The sequence below is a fragment of the Anaeromassilibacillus sp. An250 genome (genome assembly GCF_002159845.1).
Taxonomy (GTDB): Bacteria; Bacillota; Clostridia; order Oscillospirales; family Acutalibacteraceae; genus Anaeromassilibacillus; species Anaeromassilibacillus stercoravium.
Genome location: NZ_NFJK01000046.1, coordinates 1 through 4,443, shown reverse-complemented (window position 1 = coordinate 4,443; position 4,443 = coordinate 1). Strand labels below are relative to the sequence as shown.

At 56.9% G+C, this 4,443-nt stretch carries 1 protein-coding gene; it reads left to right on the top strand.

The annotated features are described in order from the left end of the window. Nucleotides 1-355: 355 nt before the first annotated feature. Nucleotides 356-4,443: NPCBM/NEW2 domain-containing protein (locus tag B5F54_RS16910; protein ID WP_140400417.1), on the top strand; the 4,088-nt coding region annotated here is incomplete at its 3' end.

Sequence of the window (4,443 nt, the reverse complement as noted above, 5' to 3'; positions counted from 1 at the left end):
CAAACTCTTTTCCGTTTGCTTTCTTAGGGAACGCCGTAGGCGAGAGAGGCACTTTGTGCCCGCCGTAGGCGCGAAAAGACGCTGTGCGTCCGCGTCCTGACCGGAGGTCCGCGAAAGGCACTGTGTGCCCGTTGTAGGCTGCGTTTGTATTTGTCAATTTAAGAGACGTATATGATTTGACTATAAAATATATTATATATCTCTATTTTCTATTAAATTGATGCAAAGCAACTCGGCTTGTGATATAATTCAAAATATATATGGAAAGGAATAGAAAGGAGGAATTGAAGAGAAGAAGGCAAAGGAAACGCATCCCGCGCAAAAAGAACTTTGATTTAACGTTTAGGAGGAGACCATGAAAAGGAGAATGTTAGCACTGCTGCTGAGCGTATCCATGCTGATGACGGTCTTCTGCGTCTCCCCTGTTTCCGCAGCGGCGGAAGCAGGAGCGGGCGCGCCAGCAGATGCGCAAGTGGTTCAAGCGCCTGAGACGGATCTACAGCTCCGCTTCTGGCTGGAAGAAGGAAAACCGTATTACGACGTCGTTTCCCGCGGCGAGACGCTCATTGAGCCATCGGCAATGGGCTTAAAAACGAGCATCGGAGAGTTTAACAACGGTTTTACGATGGGAACCGTGGAAACCAGCTCCGGGGATGAAACCTGGTCCCCCGTTGTGGGAGAGCAGGCGGAGATCCGCGACTACTATGAGCAAGCGTCCATCGTCCTGGAGCATATCACCGGGATCGACATCACCGTGGAACTGCGCGCTTATGATACCGGCGTAGCGTTCCGGTATCTGCTGCCGGATGTTCCGGAGGGACGGGACTCGTACGAGATTACGGACGAGACCACCCAGTTTGTGTTTCCCGCGGGCGCCAAGGCAAACGTCCATTCCGGCGGGAACCAGACCGTCCCGGTGCAGGTTGCGGTTGAAAACTTTAGTTCCAGCGCAACCTACTACCGCCCCATGACCATCCAGTACCCCAGCGGGGCTGCGATGACCATCTGCGAGGCAAACCTGGACAACTACGGCGTGATGACGCTGAAAAAGGACGCTTCTGCGGAGCGTGCGCTCAAGGCGAATTATGTTTCGTATAAGCCGAGCCGCCCATCCGGCTCCCCGTCCAGAGGCCCGGAGATCACCGTGACGGCCGGCAGCCCCACGGCAACCCCGTGGCGTACCTTCGTCATCGGCGAGAGCGAGATCGAGCTCCCGGCGAACAGCACTATTGTGGAAAACCTCAACGAAGCCCCCGACGAAGAGACCTACCATTTCTCGGAGTGGGTTGACCCCGGCACCTGCCTGCGTGCAGCAAGCGGGATGAATACCACCGCGATCAAGGACATCGTTGACCAGGCACAGGAGCGCGGCATTAAATATGTCCTGCTCGATACCGGCTGGTATGGCCCGGAATACGACGTCAACTGCGACCCGCGCCTGGACCCCGCCGCTTTGGAGCCGGATAAGTACGAGAGCGACCGCATCCTTCTGGAGCAGTATTTTGCCACCGAGGGCGGTTACAACAACACCGGCGAAGGCGTGTTCAACACGCGCGGCAAGGGCTTCGACGTCTATAAGGATCTGGGTACCCCCGGAACCTTCCAGACCGACGTGGACATCCCGGCGATCTGCAACTATGCGAACGCCCGTGATGTAGGAATTATTCTGTATGTCAACGGCGTCTATCTGCCCGATTCCAGCGGCAGAAACCGCTACGGCGCAGAAGAACTCTTCACCTATTTTGAAAAATGGGGCGTCAAGGGCGTGAAACCCGGCTTTGTGCATGTGCGCGCCCAGCAGTTCGAGAGCTACATGCAAGAGGTCGTCGAGGCGGCGGCCCGCCATCATCTGATTATGACCGTCCACGACGAATATGTCCCCACCGGCTTGCAGCGCACGTTCCCGAACCTGTTCTGCACCGAGGGCATTTTGGGCGATGAAGGCATCGGAAGAAACTCCGACCCGCAAATCGCGCAGGACATTGCGACCCTGTTTACCCGCACCATCCAGGGGCCGGCCGACCATACCTATTGCTGGCCGGGCAAGGGAACCAAAGCATATGCGCTGGCATCCCCCCTGCTGTTCCGCACCGGTATGAACGTGCTGTACTGGTACACCAACCCGAACAGCGTGCCGGAGCAGGACAAGGATAAGATGGACTTCTGGAAGGATATGCCCACCACATGGGCGAAATCCCTCTATCTGGAAGGCAAGATGTACGAGTACGCCACGTACGCGCGCCAGAGCAAGGCGGGCGACTGGTATGTCGGCAGCCTCTCCGCCATTGAACGCACGCTCCAGGCGCCGTTGGATTTCCTGGACGAGGGCGTCACCTATGTGGCGGACATCTATGCGGACGGCGCGGACGCGGATGCGTACGCTGGCTGGAACAGCGGCGCAAAGAGCGCGCAGACCCTGGAAAACGAACAATATCTTGTCACCAGTGAAACCACGTTGGAGCGCGACCTGAAATATGGCTTCGGTTACGCGGTCAAACTCACAAAGGCCACCCAGGAAGAGTTGGAGACCCTTCCAGTGTACGACGTCAACCGCGAACGGGTGCAAAGCCTGTTGCGCCAGGCGGAGATCCTGGACGAGTCCTCCTATACGGCGGAGACCTGGGCCGCTTTGCAGGAAGCGGTTGAAGCGGCAAATGCGCTCTTGGCGGACGATGCTTCCACGCCGGAGCAATTGGTTGCAGCAGCTGAAGCGTTGCAGCAGGCGATCGACGGCCTCCGTTCCAAGAAGGCATTGACAGAAGCCATCCAGAAGGCCAGCGTATTGACCGAGGGCTATTATACTCCCAGCACCTGGTCTATTTTGGAGGCTGCTTTGAATGAGGCAGAACGCCTTTTGGATGCGCAGCAGGTTTCCCAGGCGGAAATCGACGAGGCGGCGGCAGAGCTGGAAACCGCAATCGAGGGCCTTGTATTACTGAGCGGCTTGGAAGTGATCGATTCCACGTATTTGGATACCTTGGATTGGGAGTCCAATTCCTATGCCCATGCAAACTTTATTTCTAAAAACAAGTCCTATGGAAACGTGCCAATGGTCCTCCGGATCAATGGAGAGGATACAACGTTTGAACACGGCGTGGGAACCCATGCGCAGTCCGGGATTTATTACGATATCTCTGGAATGGGCTTTGAGGTCTTTGAGGCGACGGTCGGCGTCAGCGCGGCCAAGCTCGACGAAAAGATGGGCAATGTGATCTTCCGCGTCTATGGCGACGGCGTCCTGCTCTATGAGACAGAGCCGGTTGGTTACGGAGCCAACGTCACCGCCCAGAAGATCCAAGTGCCCATTGCCGGTGTGAAAGAATTGCTTCTGGAAGCCGATACGAACGGCGCGAACTCCGGCGACCATGCAAACTGGGCGGATGCGCAGTTTGTGAAGTATGGAATTTCCGGGCTGGCAGACATCTATGTGGACGGGGTTTCACTTCCGGAATATGATTCTACCCGGTTTGATTATTATGTCCCGATCACGGAAGGGCAGACGGAGATTCCAGAGGTCACCGTTTCGTGCGGCGGAGATGTTACAGCTGAGGTCACGCCGGCCACCTCCCTGCCGGGAACAACCCAAATTACCGTGACCACCAAGAATGGCGAGTTGAACTATTCGGTGCATTTCTGCACGACCAGCTTGGCGGACTATTTGAGCGACATTTCTTATTCCGATGCGGTCGTACACGGCGGAACCGTTTATCGGGATGTTTCCTATGAAAACAACCCGATGTCGGTCACCGCGGCGGACGGCGTCAGTGAGATGCGCTTTGAAAAGGGCCTGGGCGCCCATGCCCCGGCCAACGAAGTTGGCTATATCGAGTACGACCTGACCGGAACGGATTACGACCGCTTCCAGAGCTGGGTCGGCATCAGCTATCAGAAGAACGACACCCGCTCGACCGTCCGTTTCAGCGTCTATGTGGACAACGAGACAACCCCGCGGTTCGACAGCGGCGTGATGGGCTATCGGACGCCCGCAAAGTTTGTGGACCTCGACATCCGCGGCGCAAGCAAGATCCGTTTGCAGATGGACCGTGTGGACAACAACTCGGCCGACCATGCAAACTGGGCGGACGCGAAGTTCTTGAAGTACGACGAAATCCCGGAGGAGACCGGCGTCACGCTAGGCCTGGAAGCACCGGAGACGGTAGCAGCGGGCAGCGAGTTTGAAGTGAAGGGCACGATCAGCGGTCTGGATGCGCTGGAAAGCCCGGTGGCAGGCTTGCAGATGATCATGACGTATCCGGAAGGCCTGACCTGTACAGAGGTTGTCCCGAACGAAGTGCTGGGAGATACGTTTGAATACAGCATCCATGACGGCGAACTTCAGGTGAATTTCCTGTACCTGGCGGAGATGATCGGCGAGGGCCTGCCGGCGGACCTGGACAGCCTGTTCACGGCGAAGTTTACCGCGTCCCCGGATATGGCGGAAGG